Source organism: Mesorhizobium sp. Primo-A, from assembly GCF_003997175.1.
GTDB lineage: Bacteria > Pseudomonadota > Alphaproteobacteria > Rhizobiales > Rhizobiaceae > Mesorhizobium > Mesorhizobium ciceri.
Genome location: NZ_RZTG01000027.1, coordinates 1 through 15799 on the forward strand (window position 1 = coordinate 1; position 15799 = coordinate 15799).

At 60.9% G+C, this 15799-nt stretch carries 17 protein-coding genes; 9 read left to right on the top strand and 8 right to left on the bottom strand.

Features of this window, described 5'->3' with window-relative positions:
• The 6 genes from EOC83_RS31035 to EOC83_RS31060 form a co-directional block, all read left to right on the top strand.
• The coding region (locus EOC83_RS31035) for a c-type cytochrome (protein ID WP_127326020.1) at positions 1–625 on the top strand (625 nt) is incomplete at its 5' end.
• On the top strand, positions 622–2598 hold the full coding sequence (gene ctaD / locus EOC83_RS31040; RefSeq protein ID WP_082826784.1) for a cytochrome c oxidase subunit I: 1977 nt from the start codon (positions 622–624) through the stop codon (positions 2596–2598). The genes EOC83_RS31035 and ctaD, both read left to right, overlap by 4 nt.
• A complete protein-coding gene (locus EOC83_RS31045; RefSeq protein ID WP_013525139.1) occupies positions 2595–3200 on the top strand; it encodes a cytochrome c oxidase subunit 3 in 606 nt (201 codons plus the stop codon). The genes ctaD and EOC83_RS31045 overlap by 4 nt, the downstream gene beginning before the upstream one ends.
• A 1-nt stretch (position 3201) precedes the next feature.
• Positions 3202–3543 carry a hypothetical protein gene (locus tag EOC83_RS31050; RefSeq protein WP_063170778.1) on the top strand — a complete coding sequence of 114 codons (342 nt, stop codon included), beginning with the start codon at positions 3202–3204 and terminating at the stop codon, positions 3541–3543.
• Entirely contained in the window at positions 3540–4418 is an 879-nt protein-coding gene (locus tag EOC83_RS31055; protein WP_063170779.1) for a cytochrome c oxidase assembly protein, read from the top strand. The genes EOC83_RS31050 and EOC83_RS31055 overlap by 4 nt, the downstream gene beginning before the upstream one ends.
• Positions 4399–4815, top strand: a complete 417-nt coding sequence (locus EOC83_RS31060) for a c-type cytochrome (RefSeq protein ID WP_063170780.1) — start codon at positions 4399–4401, stop codon at positions 4813–4815. Before EOC83_RS31055 ends, EOC83_RS31060 begins: the two co-directional genes overlap by 20 nt.
• A 74-nt stretch (positions 4816–4889) precedes the next feature.
• Here EOC83_RS31060 and EOC83_RS31065 read toward each other — a convergent pair whose 3' ends face one another.
• The 5 genes from EOC83_RS31065 to EOC83_RS31085 all read right to left on the bottom strand — a co-directional run bounded on the left by EOC83_RS31065 (position 4890) and on the right by EOC83_RS31085 (position 9174).
• Positions 4890–5669 carry a hypothetical protein gene (locus tag EOC83_RS31065; protein WP_244514438.1) on the bottom strand — a complete coding sequence of 260 codons (780 nt, stop codon included), beginning with the start codon at positions 5667–5669 and terminating at the stop codon, positions 4890–4892.
• 56 nt (positions 5670–5725) lie between these two features.
• The gene (locus EOC83_RS31070; protein WP_013525134.1) at positions 5726–6118 is read right to left on the bottom strand and encodes a phage holin family protein; all 393 of its coding nucleotides are present in this window, start codon (positions 6116–6118) and stop codon (positions 5726–5728) included.
• On the bottom strand, positions 6115–6723 hold the full coding sequence (locus EOC83_RS31075) for a DUF1206 domain-containing protein (RefSeq protein ID WP_063170782.1): 609 nt from the start codon (positions 6721–6723) through the stop codon (positions 6115–6117). The genes EOC83_RS31070 and EOC83_RS31075 overlap by 4 nt, the downstream gene beginning before the upstream one ends.
• A 318-nt stretch (positions 6724–7041) precedes the next feature.
• The gene (locus EOC83_RS31080) at positions 7042–7887 is read right to left on the bottom strand and encodes a manganese catalase family protein (RefSeq protein ID WP_063170783.1); all 846 of its coding nucleotides are present in this window, start codon (positions 7885–7887) and stop codon (positions 7042–7044) included.
• Positions 7888–8058: 171 nt separating this feature from the next.
• Positions 8059–9174, bottom strand: a complete 1116-nt coding sequence (locus EOC83_RS31085; RefSeq protein ID WP_164752036.1) for a hypothetical protein — start codon at positions 9172–9174, stop codon at positions 8059–8061.
• A 158-nt stretch (positions 9175–9332) separates the two neighbouring features.
• Here EOC83_RS31085 and EOC83_RS31090 point away from each other — a divergent pair, with 158 nt between their 5' ends.
• Both EOC83_RS31090 and glf read left to right on the top strand, forming a co-directional pair.
• The gene (locus EOC83_RS31090) at positions 9333–10505 is read left to right on the top strand and encodes a glycosyltransferase (RefSeq protein ID WP_024504622.1); all 1173 of its coding nucleotides are present in this window, start codon (positions 9333–9335) and stop codon (positions 10503–10505) included.
• A 2-nt stretch (positions 10506–10507) separates the two neighbouring features.
• On the top strand, positions 10508–11650 hold the full coding sequence (gene glf, locus EOC83_RS31095) for a UDP-galactopyranose mutase (RefSeq protein WP_063170784.1): 1143 nt from the start codon (positions 10508–10510) through the stop codon (positions 11648–11650).
• A gap of 86 nt (positions 11651–11736) precedes the next feature.
• Here the strand turns inward: glf and EOC83_RS31100 are convergent, their stop codons facing one another.
• Positions 11737–12903, bottom strand: a complete 1167-nt coding sequence (locus EOC83_RS31100; RefSeq protein ID WP_063170785.1) for a hypothetical protein — start codon at positions 12901–12903, stop codon at positions 11737–11739.
• Between the two features lie 451 nt (positions 12904–13354).
• Between EOC83_RS31100 and EOC83_RS31105 the strand changes: the two genes are divergently transcribed.
• Positions 13355–13630 carry a hypothetical protein gene (locus EOC83_RS31105; RefSeq protein WP_082826808.1) on the top strand — a complete coding sequence of 92 codons (276 nt, stop codon included), beginning with the start codon at positions 13355–13357 and terminating at the stop codon, positions 13628–13630.
• Between the two features lie 629 nt (positions 13631–14259).
• Here EOC83_RS31105 and EOC83_RS31115 read toward each other — a convergent pair.
• Positions 14260–14433, bottom strand: coding sequence for a hypothetical protein (locus EOC83_RS31115; RefSeq protein ID WP_013525125.1), 174 nt, complete (start codon positions 14431–14433; stop codon positions 14260–14262).
• A 473-nt stretch (positions 14434–14906) separates the two neighbouring features.
• Positions 14907–15404, bottom strand: a complete 498-nt coding sequence (locus EOC83_RS33450; protein ID WP_013525124.1) for a hypothetical protein — start codon at positions 15402–15404, stop codon at positions 14907–14909.
• Positions 15405–15799 lie beyond the last annotated feature (395 nt).

Here is a 15799-nt window from a genome sequence, read left to right on the forward strand (position 1 = left end):
GTGGTGGTGGGAGGTGCGCTACGAGGATGCTACGCCGAGCCGCATCCTGACGACGGCAAACGAGATTCATATCCCTGCCGGCGAGCCGGTGCGGCTGCTTTTGACCTCGACCGATGTGATCCATTCCTTCTGGATCCCAAGCTTGGCCGGCAAGCTCGACCTTATCCCGGGCCACATGAACGTCCTGGATATCAAGGCGGACAAGCCAGGCGTCTACCGTGGTCAATGCGCTGAATTCTGCGGTGCGCAGCACGCCAACATGGGCACCTTGATCATCGCCGAGCCGCGCCCGAAATTCGATGCCTGGCTGAACGACCAGTTGCAGCCGGCCGGCGCGCCGGCGAGCGGCGAAGCCAAGGTCGGTGCGGACCTGTTCCTCAAACGCCCCTGCGTGATGTGTCACAGGATCGGGGGGACGCCGGCCGGCGGAACGGTGGCTCCCGATCTCACCCACATAGCCAGCCGGCAGACGCTCGCTGCCGGGACCTTGACGATGAGCCGCGGCAATCTCGCCGCCTGGATAGCCGACCCGCAAGGCATCAAGCCCGGCTCCCACATGCCGGTGGTGGAGCTCAGCGGCGATGAGCTCAATGCCGTGGTCGCCTATCTCGAGGGTCTGAAATGAGCAGCGCGGATCTCACAAGCCAACGCGACCTGCCGCCGGAGCGCAAGGTATCTGCAAAAGGCGACATCGCGCCCGAGCATGACGGACCGCGCGACACCGGCATGGATGATGCCGGCCTGCATCGCTGGCTCGAGCGCACCTGGCGGACGCCATCCGGCATCGTCGGAGCCTTGTCGAGCGTCGATCACAAGGTGATCGCACGACGCTATTTGATCACCGCTTTCGTGTTCCTTGGTCTTGGCGGCCTCAACGCTGTCGTCATGCGCATCCAGCTTTCTGGACCGCAACGCGGGCTGATCGGGCCCGACCTCTACAATCAGCTGTTCACCATGCATGGCGTTACGATGATGTTTCTGTTCGCCGTGCCCATCATGCAGGCGACCGGGATCTACCTGGTGCCGCTGATGGTCGGCACCCGCAACATCGCGTTTCCGCGCCTGAACGCGTTCAGCTACTGGGTCTACGTCTCGGGCGGCGCTTTCGCCTGGGTGTCCTTCGCCCTCAACATGGCCCCTGATGTGGGCTGGTTCGCCTACGTACCGCTGTCCGGCCCCGAATTCGCACCGGGCAAGCGGGCTGACGTCTGGGCGCAGATGATCACCTATACCGAAGTGTCGTCACTGGCCGTCGCGGTGGCGACCATCGTCACGGTCTTCAAGCAGCGAGCCCCCGGCATGTCGCTGGACAAGATCCCGCTCTATGTCTGGGCGATGCTGGTCACTTCCTTCGTCGTCGTCTTCGCGATGCCGGCGGTGATGATCACCTCGACTTTCCTGATCCTTGACCGGCTGGTTGGCACGCACATCTTCAACCCGGCCGAAGGTGGGGATGCTCTGCTGTTCCAACACCTCTTCTGGTTCTTCGGCCATCCGGAAGTTTACATCATCTTCCTGCCGGCGACGGGCATGGTGTCCTCGATCATTCCTGTTTTCGCCAGGCGACCGACATTCGGTCATCTCGGGCTGGTCCTGTCGCTGATCGCGGTCGGCTTCCTTTCGTTCGGGCTTTGGGTCCATCACATGTTCGCCACCGGCCTGCCAAAGCTTGGCGCCAGCTTCTTCACCGCATCCAGCATGATGATCGCCATCCCGAACGGCGTACAGATCTTCTGCTGGCTGGCAACATTATGGGACGGCAGACCGGTGATCCGAACTCCGTTGCTGTTCGTCTTCGGCTTTTTCTTCATCTTCGTCATCGGCGGGCTGACGGGCGTGATGCTCGCCTCAGTGCCGTTGGATCTTCAGGTCCACGACACCTATTTCGTCGTCGCCCATTTCCATTACGTGCTGATCGGCGGCTCGGTGTTCCCGCTGCTTGGCGCGGCTTATTTCTGGTTCCCGAAGGTCACCGGCCGCATGATGAGCGAACGCCTCGGGCGGTGGCATTTCTGGCTGGCCTTCATCGGGTTCAATGCAGCCTTTTTCCCGATGCATCTGGTCGGCCTGTGGGGCATGCCACGACGTGTCTACACCTATCCGGCCGAGCTTGGCTGGGGCAACATCAACCTTTTCATCTCGGCTGGGGCGTTACTCTTCTTCCTGAGCTTTGTCCTGTTCACCTTCAACCTTGTGCATGGCGCGTTGAAAGGCACCTCGGCCGGCAACAATCCTTGGGACGCAGGAACCTTGGAGTGGGCAACATCCTCGCCGCCGCCGAGCTATAATTTCGCACGCATTCCCATCGTCACTCATATCGAGCCGCTCTGGGCCGAGCGCGAGGCGCTCCCTGTAGCGACCGGGCTCCGCGTCGACGCGCGCGAACTCCTCATCTCGACCGTGGCCGAAGCTCATCCCGACATTCGCGAGAAATCGGCCGCCCCTTCGATCTGGCCGCTTTTAGCGGCGCTGGCCGTCGGCGGCACGTTTCTCTATTCAATCTTCACGCCCTGGGCGATCGTCTGGGGCGCCGCGCCAATCGCCATCACGTTGATCGGATGGTTCTGGCCCAAGGGCGATCCGGAGGACGAGGAATGAAGCAGCGCGCCGCCGCCGATCTTTCTGGCCTGCCCACCTTCGGGCACGGTCCGCGCAGCCCGACCTGGTGGGGCACGCTGGGTTTCATGGCGCTGGAAGGCACGGGCTTCGCGCTGGCGGCCGGCGCTTATCTCTACCTTGCGCAGTCATGGCCAGACTGGCCGCTCAGCGCACCGCGCCCGAACCATTGGCCCGGAACGATCGTCACCATTTTGTTCATCGTCAGCCTTGTGCCTAACCACATCCTCCACCGCTATGCCAAGCAATGTTCGATGGTGCCGGTGCGGATCGGGCTGATGGTCATGTCGCTGCTCGGCATCGCTCCGCTCGTCGTGCGCTGGTTCGAATTCCCGGCCCTCAACATCTATTGGGACACCAATGCCTATGGATCGATGCTCTGGGTGCTGCTCGGGCTGCACACCACCCATCTCATCACCGATGTCGGCGACACCATCGTGCTGACTGTGCTGATGTTCACGCGCCACGGCTATAGCGGCCGTCGCTTCGGCGATGTCGGCGACAATGTCTTCTACTGGGACTTCGTGGTCCTGACCTGGATTCCGATCTATCTGCTCATCTACTGGGTGCCGAGGCTAGGCTGAGATGCGTGCATTACGCCTGGGAACGTCTTGGGGTGGTCTTCTGTCAGGGCCGCTGGCGTGGGCGGTCTCGACACAGCTGAATTATGCGCTGGTGCCCTGGCAATGCAATCGCCAGGTGCCGGTCGTGCTTCCCGTGGCGCTGCTGCTCGTCTTGTTGTCGCTGCTCGGCGGGGCGCTGTCGTGGCGGGCGAAGCGGCGAGGCGGTGCCGCATTCAAGCCGAAGCGTACGCGCGCCACAGAGCGCTTCGTCGCCAATCTCGGCATGCTGTCGGCGTTGCTGTTTGCGCTTGTGATCCTCATGCAAGGCAGCGCGGCGCTGATCCTGGATGAGTGCCTGCGATGAATCTGGACGGGCTGTTCTCTACTTCCATCTGCTACGGCGCCGGCGCACCCGAGGCCGGGTGGACGCTCGCGCTGCCCATCACCCTGCCACTTGCCGTGCTTGCCCTGATATATGTCGTTGGAGCTGGCCGGCTTTGGCGGCGCAGCAGCCGCGGCAGGACTTTGCGGCTGCGCCAGGCTCTGCTGTTCACGGCCGGATGGGGCGTGTTGACGGCCGCGTTGGTCAGCCCGATTCATGCACTCGGTGAGCAGATCTTTGCGGCGCATATGATCGAGCATGAACTGCTGATGGCCGTGGCGGCGCCGCTGCTGGTCTCCGCCAGCCCGGCTGCGGCCTTGATGTGGGGATATCCCGCCGGGGTCCGGCGCATTCTTGGAATGGCCGCGCACGGCAGATGGCTGAATGCGGTTTGGTCTTTCGTAACTCGACCGCTCAGCGCGACCATTGCCCACGGCCTGGCCATATGGATCTGGCACCTTCCGGCGTTGTTCGAGGCCGCGCTCGAACGCGGCGTGATGCACTATGCACAGCACGCGAGCTTCTTCGGAACAGGGCTGCTGTTCTGGTGGGTACTCTTGCCGCGTCCCGGCCGCCAGCATGCCTATGGGACCGCAGTGATGCATCTTTTCGTCACCTCGCTGCACACTGGCCTGCTTGGCGTGCTCCTGCTGCTCTCGCCGCGGCTCTGGTACCCGCAGAACGCGGTGGGTGCGGCACTATGGAATTTGAGCCCCCTGGAAGACCAGCAACTTGCCGGGCTGGTGATGTGGGTTCCCGCTGGACTGATCTATGGCGGCGCAGCGCTGCTGCTGGCCGCGCTGTGGATCAAGGCGAGCGGAAGGGGGGAGGCTGCGCATGCCTACGAGCTTGTCTAAGCTGCTTGCCGGCGCCAGCGTCGCGCTGGTGCTGCTCGTTGCGGGCGTGGCCGGAATGACCTGGTGGTCCGATCAGGCGGCGCGCATCCGCCACGAGGCGGAGGCGGCCACGGGAGGTGACATTGCGCGCGCCATGCCGATCATGACTGCGAATGGTTGTTCCGGCTGCCATACGATTTCGGGCGTGCCGGGCGCGCAAGGGCAGGTCGGTCCACGCCTCGACGCCAGTCTTGCTGACCGCACCTTTATCGGCGGCGGGCTGGCCAACAATCCAGAGAACCTGATCCGCTGGATACGGTCTGCCAGGGAAATCAATCCGCGCACGGCCATGCCATCGACCCGAATTTCGGAGCAGCAGGCGCGCGATATCGCGGCCTACCTCTACGCTCTGAAATGATTGAGCGGTTCACCGTTTGACGGACAACGCCGACCCTGTGTGGAAGAGACCGACTATCGCCGATCCAGGATCATCTAGCTTTGATGCTGAGACGGATCGGATATCCGTTCACGCACGGCATGCTCGGTCTTGTCTGCTGTGGACTTCACGATCTCGCCGAGCTGATCGGCGATCGTGTCTGCTTCCATATGTTGCCGGCCAGCTTCCTGCTTGATGGTCTCATAGGCTTCGGCGGCGACCTGCTTGGCCTCGTCGAGACCCCTGTCGAGCATGGTTTCGGCGGTATCGCGAAGCTTGTCGCCATAGGCGCCTAGCTGCTCATCCTCCGTTGCGGTGTGGGGCAGCATTGCACCTATGGCGGCGCCGATGGCGAGACCCGCGGCCGCTATGGCCAAGGGCTGGTTCTCCAACAGATCTTGCGCGGAGCGGGCGGCTTTCGCCGCCATGTCGCCGGTCACCGATCTTGCAGTGGCCGTGGTGCCCGTCAAACCCTCGGCGGCGCTGCTTGCAGCGCTGGAAACGGTATCGCCGACGCTGGTGGCAGCCGATGACAGCGATGCGGCGGCATCGGAAAGCGTGCTGCCCAAGCCTCCACGTTCCCGTTCATCATGTCGTCCCGGCGCCGAGGGCATTGAGTAGCCAGCCGAACCGCGGGCGGTGTCTGCGGTACCACTGCCGAACATCAGCCAAGCCAGACCCGCGCCCACCATAGTGACCGGCAAAGGATTGTCTCGGACCTGCGTTCTGAGGTTGGCGAGCATGGCCGAACTCTCCCCTCCCGAGAACAGCCCGGTGAACTCATCGAGCAATTGTCCCGGCGTCATCCTGCCTCGAATGGATTCGGCGGTCTCCATCACCCGCGCACGGGCTGCCTCGGCCTCGCGTTCAAGTTCGGCTGCGGATTTCTCAGTCATCTCACTTGTTCCTTGATCACGCTCGCGTCGCGCTTGAGCTGTTCCTGGGTGCGGTCGGGGGTAAGTTCCGAAGGCGCCATGCTGGCCGTCCCGGTCCGCAGCAGGATAATGCCGAGGGCCGCCACGACCACGCCGACCAGCAGGGAAGACCACCCCGCGCCAAGTCCTGCCCGCGTCAGTGCAATAACGAGTGCCTGCAGCAACACCATTAGCGCGGCGAGCAAGCAGATCGCGCCGCCCAGCACTTCCGCGGCACCTGCTCCGGCTTTGGCAAGCTTTTCAGAAAGCTCGGCCCGAAACAGCCTGGCCTCGGTTTGCACCAAAGTGGTGACATTCTGGGCCAAGTCGGTGATCAGCCCGGCAAGGCTTGGGTTGTCCTGGGTGTTCATCTGTCCTGCTCCGTGCTCTGCATGGCCCCATCATCGCCGACGACGCCCGAATCCTGCGACCGATCAGCGGACCAACCCTGTGCCTGATCGGTGTGGGATTTGAGGTCTCCCGGCGCATCCTGAAATTCTGGACCCGCCGGCGGCGAGGCCTTGATGAACCGCCCGAGAGCCAATCCGGCCAATACCGATCCGGCAAGCAGGACACCGGGATTTTGCCGGCCAAAGGACTGCACGTCCTCCAGGACCTGGCCGAACGGCTTCTGTTTCAATGACGATGAAAGCCGCTCCAGGCCACCGGCAGCATCCAATGCGAACTTCGATGCGTTCCTTTCATCGTTGTTGGCCAGGTGGTCACTGGCCGCGCGCAGTGCGCCGCCCAGCGCCGCCAGGCTCGATCCGATGTCGCGCTGCGCTTCCTGCGCCTTGTCGGAGATGACCTCCCTGGCTTCAGATGCATAGTCGCCAGCCTTGCGGGTCACCGTATCACGCGCGTCGTGAAGCAACTCGCTGGCACGCTCATTTTCCTGGCGAAGCCTTTCGGAAACGTCGCTTTTCGTCTTGTCGAAATCGGTGGGCTGTCCGCCCTGATCGTTTTCATGCTGCATGGGGCCACCTAGTGAAGACCGAGGAAGGAGAGGACCGCCAGCACGACAACGATAACGCCGATAAGATAGATGACACTGTTCATGTGCACGTCCTCCGTGGCTGTCCAACTTCGCGGAGCCGGCGATGTTCCCTAGGTGAAGCATTTATGTCGAAGCGGAAATGGAGAGCTTCGTCAGGCACGCACCAGTCACCAATGGGTCGCGCTATCCCTCGTGCGGAGCGCCAGTTGCTCGGTACCACCGGGTGCGCCCGACTCCGCAGGAGCCGCTAGCAGGAGACAGCCGAGTGCCGGCTGCCTCCGGCATTGCTATCTTTGCCTATTCGGCTGCCCGCCTGTCGATCATCTGCTCGCTCTGGGCGCCGGAACTTGGCCGAGGCGGCGACAGGATGGGCTCCTCGCCCATTGGCGAACCGGCGACCAGGGAGAACTCGCCCTTGCCGTCCATCGACGGTCCTTCGCTCCAACGTCCCTGCGCTGGTTCGACACCTTCGACGAAGCAATTGATGAAGGCATAGGATACGTCCTGATGCTCCTTTTCCTGCGGGAAGGAGTTGGGGACCGGCAGAGACGCGTTCAGTCCGCCCATATCTTCGATTGCCGCGAGCCACTGCTGTTGGTGCATGGTGTCGCGCGCAATAAGGAAGGACAGCATGTCCTTCATGCCGGGATCGCTGGTCATGTTGTACAGGCGGGTCGCAAGCACGCGGCCGCTTCCTTCCGCGGTGACGTTTGCGACCATATCCGCGGCAAGATTGCCGCTGGCATAGACATGCGAAGCATTGAAGGGAACGCCGTTGGCGTTTTCAGGCAGTGCGGCCAGGCCGGTCGACAAGATATGGCGGAAGTTCATCCCGTTGAGGACCGAGCCGCCGACCGTGTCCGACGAGATGTCCTCCTGCAGCGAAAGTGGTGCACCCTCAAGATTGAGGGCGACCGCAGTCGCCAGCATTTCGATATGGCCGAGCTCCTCGGTCGCCGTGTTCAACAACAGGTCGCGGTATTTGGCCGGCCCGCGGCATCCCCATGCCTGGAAGAAATACTGCAAGGCCACGCGGATCTCGCCTTCTACTCCGCCGATGGCCTGCTGCAAGGCACGGGCAAAGACTGGATTGGGCGTTTCCACACGAACCGGGTACTGCAATTTCTTGTCGGTGTAATACATGGCTGACTCCTGGTTGGAAGTCAGCCGAACCTCAGCTCTGATGCATTGTTCCGTGCGAGGAACACTTAATTCCGGCAGTTTTCCGCGGGAATGTCTCGAGCCACGGACGCTTATTCGCAATGCGAGCCGTCCAGTTCGTTGATGCAGTCGGTACGAGTGGCGCCGACCGGATCACGCGACCCTGGAAAGCAGAGCGACGTCACATCTGGCCAAGCCGTAGCGCCACCGATGATCAGTCGTGGCGACCCGGCTCTGATAAAACAGTGAAAGCTGGCTGCCTTCGATCATCACTGTCGAGTGGCCGTTCTCTCCCGGCTGGCCTGGTTCCAGCACCGGGCCGATCGAGACGTAAGGTCCAGCAACGTTATCCGCGATGGCAAAAAACACGCGTTGCCGGTTCCCGCGAAGGCCATTGGGCAGAAAGCAAGTGGCATTGAGAAGCACGCGACCGTCCGGCAATTCGACCAGTTGTGCGCCCTCAATGCCCCATTCATAGTCGGGATCCTCTCTTGTGTTGTGGTGAGGCACATCATTGTGGTCGAGGATCTTGCCGATCCGCTTCCAGGGACCGAACCATGAGTCGGATTGGCTGCGTGCGAGATAGATGTCGGGCTGCGGCACCCTGGTGAATTTTGGCATGGCGGAATAGACGAGGTAGCGCTTGCCGCCAATAAGTGCGGGATGCGGATCGTAAATGCCATCTTCCTCCGTGTCCGGGATCGCGAGGATTGCGGGGCTAAGAACCACCCACTGGAACCCGTCATTGGAAACCGCATGCTCGCAGCGGCCGCCAGACTTCATGAACTCGGTCTGGATGAACATGTGAAAGACGCCGCTTTCGTGGATGACCCCCGGAGCCGCAACACCACTCCCATTGATTGGAAGCTCGATCGACTGATGCTCGGTCCACGGCCCATAAAGGTCCGGCGCCGTGGCGTGCAGTATCGTCCACGTCTCGGTGGTCACCGTGCCGCTCGAGCCGAAGACGTGCCACAGGCTGCCATCAAAGACGGGGCAAGGGTCCTTGAGATCATCCACGCTTTGCGGATGAAACAGCGGAAAAACGTTGGTCGCAAAGTCGATCTTCATATCAGCCCCGGAATTCGCCTGGCACGGACTCGCCAGCGATGCGGGCGAATCAACTTGATGTCCTGCACATTTTATAGCCAGCGACTTCAACGCAAATACGGCAGGTCCGTTCTCCACCGACATTCCGCCGTCGCTCACGCTTTCAAAGCCCGGCGATGCGCGGCGAGCGTTCTCAGCTTCGCGGAAATATGGTCGCATTCGTCATCCGAGCGGTGACCGAGAGCTCTTCACTTCACCTTGGAACAACTCACGCGCTGGAAAGTTAGGACCTGGCATCGAAGTCTATTTCTCCTCGATCCGCGCTTAACAAATGTTAGTCGTAACATAAACTAAAGATTACGGGAAGGAACATCTCAATGGAAGCAGCCTTGGGCAGGGTATCCGCCAGTAAACACACTGGCAGGGAAAATCTACTGGTTTGCTTCTCCCACTTGCGATGGAATTTCGTTCATCAACGGCCGCAGCATATCCTCACCCTCGCATCAGAGCAGCAGAGAGTGGTCTACTTTGAGGAGCCTGTTTTCGAAGAACTGCCACAGCCGCAGATGCGGACGAGCGAGGCATCGCCAAACATCCTGATCGTGACACCAGTGCTGCCGCTCGGCGCGTCGGCCGCGAAATCAGATGCCGTGCAGCGGAGGTTTGTTCAGCAGATCATAGCTTCTATGCCGCACAGCCGGCTGATCGCCTGGTATTACACGCCGATGGCTCTCCGCTTCACGGAGTTTCTTGACCCAGACATATGCGTCTACGACTGCATGGACGAACTCTCCGCTTTCAAGAATGCGCCGCCCGAACTGGCGCAGATGGAAAAGGCACTTCTGCGCCGCGCCGATCTCGTTTTCACCGGTGGCCTGAGCCTGTTCGAGACCAAGCGCCGCCTGCATCAGGCTATTTACCCCTTTCCGAGCAGCATCGACGTGAAACATTTTCACAAGGCAAGGCTGCCAGGAAAGGACCCAGCCGATCAGGCCGGCATTCCTCACCCGAGGGTGGGGTATTTCGGCGTCATCGACGAGCGGCTGGACGCCGGACTCGTGGCGCTAGCGGCGCGGACGATGCCGGACGTGCATTTCGTCATGATTGGCCCCGTGGTCAAAATCGATCCTGCAATCCTGCCGAAGGCCGACAACCTGCATTGGTTGGGTGCCAAGGCCTACTGCGACCTGCCCGATTATCTGCGCCATTGGGATGCCGGCTGGATGCCGTTTGCACTCAACGAGGCGACCCGGTTCATCAGCCCAACCAAGACGCCAGAGTTCCTGGCTGCGGGCCTGCCCGTAATCTCGACGGCGATCGTTGACGTCGTGCGCAGCTACGGCGCTGCTGGACTGGTGGAAATCGCCGACAGTGACGACTTGGAGAGCAAGCTGCGCTCCATGCTTTTGCGACCGCGTGAGATGCTGCTGCCGCAAGTCGATGCCTATCTGGCTGACATGTCGTGGGAAAGAACATGGACGGCCATGGCCGCTCACATTGAGGGCGCCTACCGACGCAAGAAGGTCGTCCCGTTGCGCAGGAGCGCATAGCCATGTTCGATTGGCTGATCGTCGGCGCGGGGTTTGCCGGCAGCGTGCTTGCCGAAAGAATAGCCTCGCAGCGTCATGAAAGCGTTCTCTTGGTCGATCGCCGCAGCCATGTCGGCGGCAACGCCTATGATTGCTATAATGAAGCCGGCATCCTCATCCACCGCTATGGGCCACATATTTTTCACACCAACAGCCAGTCGATCGTGGACTACCTCTCGCAGTTCACCCAATGGCGCACATACGAGCATAGGGTTCTGGCGGCGGTGGATGGGATACTGCTCCCCATCCCGATCAATCTCGACACGATAAACCGCCTTTATGGCCTCGAACTGAATTCTGCACAGTTGGAGGAGTTCTTCGCGTCGCGACGCGAAACGGTAGAGGACGTGCGAACGGCCGAGGATGTTGTCGTCAGCACCGTGGGACGCGAACTCTACGAAAAATTCTTCCGTGGCTACACCAGAAAGCAATGGGGCGTCGATCCGAACCAGCTGAGCAAATCGGTGACGGCACGAGTGCCGACCAGGACCAACCGCGATGACCGATATTTCAGCGACAGCTTCCAGAAGATGCCTGCCGGCGGATACACGAGGATGTTCGAGCGCATGCTCGACCATCCGAACATCAAGATCATGCTGCAGACCGACTTCCGCGAAATTCGTGACGAGATACCGTTCAACCGCCTGATCTATACCGGCCCGATCGACGAGTACTTCGGCTGGCGGCTGGGGCGTCTTCCTTATCGTTCGCTCCGCTTCGAGCACGTCACCCTCGACCAAGAGCAGTTTCAGCCGGTTGCCGTCGTCAACTATCCCCAGACGGAAGATTACACCCGCATCACCGAGTACAAACATCTGACCGGCCAGCAGAACGCGCGGACCAGTCTGACCTACGAATATCCTACCGATATCGGGGACCCGTACTATCCGGTGCCGCGGGCCGAAAACGAAGAGCTCTTCAAGCGCTACGAAGCGCTTGGCGCAACCTGTCCCGACGTGTGGTTTGTCGGTCGCCTGGCAACCTACCGCTACTACAACATGGATCAGGTGGTCGGGCAGGCCCTGGCAACCTTCGCCCGCATCCAGAAGAGCGTCCCGGAATGGGCGAGCGCGGGGAAGGCGTCGTTGGCCGAAGGGGCGCTGTAGCTCGCCACCCGGACGTACCTGGGAGCATCGAGCGTGGCAAGGCGGCGCCGACAGGCGCTCGCAACATCCCTCGTGCCGCTCATGTATTAACGCGTCAGGTTCGCCGCGAACAAAGCTCGCTGGCGGGCCAATTCCTGCGCGATGGGCTTGCGGACGTGCCGACTGCCGTCCGCCTGGACGACCGAAAACAATCCCACCTCCGCATGCCGCGAATTGTCCCAGCCCGGATAGGCGGTTATCGGGTATAGGCAAATACCTTCGATCGGCGCTTCGAGGTCAATTGCGGCACGCACCTCGTCGCAGACATAATGGAGCCACGCCGCCCCGCCTGATCCCTCGGAGCCGGTCTCGGCGATGAACATCGACTTGCCATATCGATGCGCGACCTCGATCAGCATCTCGGATAGGGCACGGTACTCGTGGTGCCCCATGGGAATCGTCGGCCCGTTGAGGTACCACTGATTGTGCGGATAGAAATTCAGGCCAACGACATCGACAACATCGTCGCTGCCCCCCAACTCGGGCTCTGCCCGGCCCAGCAGCATGTCGTAAGCTTCGAACTGTCCGAGACGGGCATTTTCGGCCCGACGCCGTTCGGTCCGCGTCCGGTCGCGAGGGGCAATGTGGATAAGCGGCTCGGCCCAGACAAATCTGCAAGCGGGATCGACCTCGCGCATCGCGCGAACGCCAGCTATTGCAGCTCTCACGAGGTGCCTCTTGAACCATCCCCGCTTCTTCGGGCCAACGCGCGGGAAATAGCCAACCTCAACAGCCCAGGCGAAAAACGAGATTTCGTTGATCGGGCACAACAAAGGCGCTGTACCGGCGATTGAACGATGAACCCTCACAGCTTCTGCAGCGAACGAGGCATAGGCATCGATGAAATGCATCGACCCTTGATCAACGTGGTCTGGACATCCGTAGTGGAAGATGTCCCAGATGACCTGGACACCTGCCGATTGCGCTGCTTCGACCATCGGCGTCCAGCTTGACCAGTCATAGTTTCCAGGAGCGGTTTCGATGAGGTGCCAGCGCAACCCGTCGCGGACGGTACGAAGACCGAGTTCGGCGCAACGGCGGTAGTCGCCCAGGGCGTGCAAATAGTGCGAGGTCGCACGGATAAGATCGAGGCGGACGCCGTCCTTGCGCCGGTGCGACGAGCACTCAAAGCCAGCCATGAAAAAACTGGCGAAGGGCGACGTGCCCGCAATCGAAGTCACCTCATTGCCTTCGCTGTGTCGTGCTTCGCTCATACGAAGTCTCCTGCAGGCATTTGGGCTCAGTCTCGGCTGCCGAATGCAGATCGAAGCAGCCATGAGCAATCCGGCTGCCGTATCTCATCCGCCAGGCTGCACTTTCGTCCTGTGCTTAACGGGATGGTTCCAAACCGGATGATCGAGCCTTTGTTCCCGTCGACCCCGTCAGAGGCAGACAGCAGCCAGGGAAGAAGCTGCGCGAGGCAAGTCGGGGGTCAGGCACATGCCGTGATCGGATCATCCAACGCTCCGGCGAAGGCAGGCAACAGTCCGTTCAAATTTCGACTTTCCAATATCGATCATGCAGGCGAGAGGGACGAGGCCCGTCGCGTCAAGCCGCTCCTTCGATCTTTGCCGGCAGAGCGCGCGCCATTCAGCTCAAGCGGGAACATTGGCTACGTCAGCAAGTTTGATCGCCATAGCAAGGGGCCGCAGGGCGGGCGCGCAGATGAGACATCTGCTCAAGGAAATCCTGGTCGAGATCGCTGAAATCCTTCCAGCGATGGCTCAAAAGGGCGACAATTCGGCCGAAGCACTGCCTGTCCATGCGCCGAACTTCCCCCACGATCTGGAGCCGGTTATCCGGGCAGACCCTTCCTACGAGGTGCCATCGCAACGCGCCGACGATCGGCATAAATCAGTCGCAGTTGAGCAAGCCGCAAGCTGTATGGAGGGATGCGGCGCCGGCTCGGATGATCTTACCTTTGCCAGTCACTGCAGATGAACCCACGGTCAAGGCTCACGCCTCTGACGGGCACGGCGTCGAGTGCCGAGCGAACGGCTTCAACGTTTGAGGTGTGGGGCCGGGCTTACGGCCTGAAGATCAACGGCGGTTGGCCTGCGCCTCTTCATCGCGCCATCGCTTCGGTCCGCCTGCGACGCTACGCGACACAGTCGCGCGTGAGCCAACCCGTACCCACGGGTCAATCTCTTCTCCCAAGAAGGCCGCGCCATGGACGGACCAATAGTGCGGGCCCGGCCGAGGTATGACCCACTAGCCTTCGTCGGATGCCAGTGACAATATCCCACCAGGCGCCACCTGCAGCAGTTCCCTTGGACGGTCCTGTTCTGGCAATGAGATGATCCAGCCATAAGGTGCGCGGCTCAACAGCCTCTACCCCGTAGCATGTCTTTAAAGTGGCTTCTTCGAAGTGCGCTCCGGAGTGCAGCAGCCACATCACACGGGTTTTGTCGTCGACGCTGCCTTCTAAAGGCGCGTGGTAGCGGGAGCAGTCATGACACCCTCCGATGGGGCGGAAGCATGTTCTTCGCTCACAGCCGGCGGCGCCCAGAAACTACCGCCGCGAGAGCAATAATATTTTCAGTCGAGATCATGTGACCGGCAGAAGCGTTCTAGTGCCTCTCTTTCAGAAATCGGGCTTCACGAAGCAGCGAATTCCAATCCGTGCCGATAAGCTTGATCAGACCGCGCGCATCCGGCTCTGAAATACCGACTTCTTCAGACAGACGTCGGGCAAGCAATTGCTGATTGCCCTTTTCGACTCGGCCATCGCCATCCTTTTTCATTGGGTTCCTCCTTTGGGAAGCCAACTTGCGGAATGACCTTTCGTTTCACGAAACAAGAAAAAAGCCCGCGTCCGATTCGCGGCAGCGAGGATAGCGCCATTCGCTAGGGACTGTCGCAGGCGGTGCAAAGCAGGTCCACCTGGGGCGAACCAACACCGCACACCTTCGATAACGTACGCAAACCGGGTCCCAACAGAACCTGCGCGAACCCCGTGCAAGCCGCGCCGAAACGCCCCGCAGCCCCTCAGAATTAATGGGGATTGGCATCGGTGGTGTGTTTTGGGACGTGGGCGGTCAGGCGGGTCTCCTGACCTCCATGTTGAGGAAATGCTTCGGTCCGGGGCCGCCACGGTCCTCGAACGTAGCGGCTATGACGCCAGGGACTGGCATTTCAAGGGCCGCTATGGGAGATGGTCCAAGGGCGCGGGATGCTCGGATCAAAAACCGCGGGAACGCGGCCGTATCTTCTTTGATCACTGCCTGATGAACATGCCCGTATAGGTCTGGCCGGCGAGCGTATGGGTTGCGGACAGCGTGCCGTCGGGCATCATCCTAAAACTGACGTCCGCGCCATTCGGGAGGCGCCCCAGCTTCAACGTATTCCCTACAATTTTTCCTTCGCCCGCGGCCTCACCCGGATTGTCATCGCTCAGAATTCCCCATGCGTAGGTTACGGTCACCTTTCCGTTTGAAGAAACAGATTGAACAGACAGTTTACCTTCATATGTGCCTTCCAATCGCCCGACCCAATTGCCCGAAAAAGCAGCGTACTTTGTTGGAACGCCCTTTGAAGGAGGAATGATTGCCACGGATTGATCCATTATTGCCGGGCCGGGGGGAACAACGGCAGGATCCAAGGCGGATTGGGAGGGAATGGCAGCAGGTTCGATAGCGGCGGATTGCAGCGGTTCAGGAGCCGATTGGCACGCGGGTAGGGCAAGTGCTGCGAAGGCCAGTATAAGGTTCCGCATCAATTTCTCCACATCGTTTCCGACGGACATATCCGAAAGCCCGCTGATCGGCAGAAAGTTCGATTCCCCACCAGGCCGGATTTTGGAGACGCCTGATGAACCATGAGTGACGCCAATAGATAGCCGCTCGTCAACCGTGTGGCGACATTGCGCGGCCGGACCTCAAGCGGGCTCGTTGAGATGCCCATTTGCAAGGCCGGATTTCTCGCTTCAGGTGAGACGCCTTTTGCCTGATGCCTGGCCGGAGCCATCTGGCCCTCATAGGTGAGGTTGCAGCGTCAGGCCTTGGCGGATCAACCACCTCATGTGATGTCGCAGCGACCATTGCGAGCGCAGCCTATGTCATAGGTTAATGCGCTGCTCGAGGGGCTCGATTATGGGTGTGCAGCACTCCT